At 60.4% G+C, this 1,816-nt stretch carries 2 protein-coding genes; both read right to left on the reverse strand.

The window, feature by feature from the left end; translation table 11 throughout:
• A partial coding sequence (locus AWB65_RS34695; RefSeq protein ID WP_087671242.1) for a DUF779 domain-containing protein occupies window positions 1-287 on the reverse strand: 287 nt, incomplete at its 3' end.
• A gap of 56 nt (window positions 288-343) precedes the next feature.
• Window positions 344-1,816 (reverse strand): aldehyde dehydrogenase (adh, locus tag AWB65_RS34700; RefSeq protein WP_087671243.1); only part of this gene is annotated, 1,473 nt, incomplete at its 5' end.

Here is a 1,816-nt window from a genome sequence, read left to right on the forward strand (position 1 = left end):
GAGAACATGCCGCCGTTGCCCTTCACGCAATCGATGATCAACTGTGTGTGCTCCCAGTATGCGAACTGCGATTCGCTCATGTAGAACGGCACGCCCGCGATCTCGCCGAGCTTCACGTCCGAACCACCGACCATGAATTCCTTGACGGGGAACATCATCGGCGCGCTACCGTCGCAGCAACCGCCCGACTGGTGGAACAGCACGTCGCCGTGTTCGGCTTTGAGCGTCTCGATCAAGTCGATGGCGGCAGGTGTCGCGATGACTCTCGGTACTTCCTCTGTGCTCATTGTGCGAGTCCTTTTAAAGCGAGCGGCCACTGCGGCCGCCCGCGAGTCGCTTCAACTTAGAAGAACCCGAGCGGTTTCTGGCTATAGCTGACGAGCAGGTTTTTCGTCTGCTGATAGTGATCGAGCATCATCTTGTGATTCTCCCGTCCGATGCCCGATTGCTTGTAGCCGCCGAAAGCCGCATGCGCCGGGTACGCGTGATAGCAATTGGTCCACACGCGCCCTGCCTGGATCTCGCGGCCGAAGCGGTACGCACGCGTGCCGTCACGCGTCCACACGCCTGCGCCGAGGCCGTACAGCGTATCGTTGGCGATTTCCAGTGCTTCCTCTTCGTTTTTGAATGTCGTAACAGACACGACCGGCCCGAAGATTTCTTCCTGGAAAATGCGCATCTTGTTGTGACCGCGGAACACCGTCGGCTTCACGTAGTAGCCGTTCGCGAGTTCACCGTCGAGCGCGTTACGCTCACCGCCGATCAAACACTCCGCCCCTTCCTGCTTGCCGAGATCGATATACGACAGGATCTTTTCCAACTGTTCTTGCGATGCCTGCGCTCCGATCATCGTCTTCGAGTCGAGCGGATGACCTTGGCTGATCGCGGCGACGCGCTTCAACGCGCGCTCCATGAAGCGGTCGTAAATCTTCTCCTCGACCAGCACGCGCGACGGACACGTACACACCTCGCCCTGATTCAGCGCGAACATCGCGAAGCCTTCGAGCGCTTTGTCGAAGAAGCTGTCGTCTTCGTTCATCACGTCGGCGAAGAAGATGTTCGGGCTCTTGCCGCCCAGTTCCAGCGTCACCGGAATCAGGTTCTGGCTTGCGTACTGCATGATGAGGCGACCGGTCGTCGTCTCGCCGGTGAACGCGATCTTCGCGATGCGCTTGTTCGATGCCAGCGGTTTGCCCGCTTCCAGCCCGAAGCCGTTCACCACGTTCAGCACGCCCGGTGGCAGCAAATCCTGGATCAGTTCGATCAGCACCAACAGCGACGCGGGCGTCTGCTCGGCCGGTTTCAGCACGACACAGTTGCCTGCCGCGAGCGCCGGGGCGAGCTTCCACGTCGCCATCAGGATCGGGAAATTCCACGGAATGATCTGGCCGACTACGCCGAGCGGTTCATGGAAGTGATACGCGACGGTGTCCTCGTCAATCTGTGACAGCGAGCCTTCCTGCGCACGCGCACAGCTGGCGAAGTAGCGGAAGTGATCGATGGCGAGCGGGATGTCGGCGGCCATCGTCTCGCGCAGCGGCTTGCCGTTGTCGATGCTTTCGGCCACCGCGATGCGCGGGAGGTTCGCCTCGATGCGATCGGCGATCTTGTTGAGGATATTCGCGCGATCCGTCGACGAGGTCTTGCCCCACGATGTCTTCGCCTTATGCGCGGCATCGAGAGCCAGTTCGATATCGGCTTCGCGCGAGCGCGGGATCGACGTGAACGGTTCGCCCGTGATCGGCGAGATGTTGTCGAAGTATTCGCCGCCTAGCGGCGCAACCCACTCGCCGCCGATGAAATTGCCGTATTGCTT

It is taken from the genome of Caballeronia humi (genome assembly GCF_001544475.1).
GTDB lineage: Bacteria > Pseudomonadota > Gammaproteobacteria > Burkholderiales > Burkholderiaceae > Caballeronia > Caballeronia humi.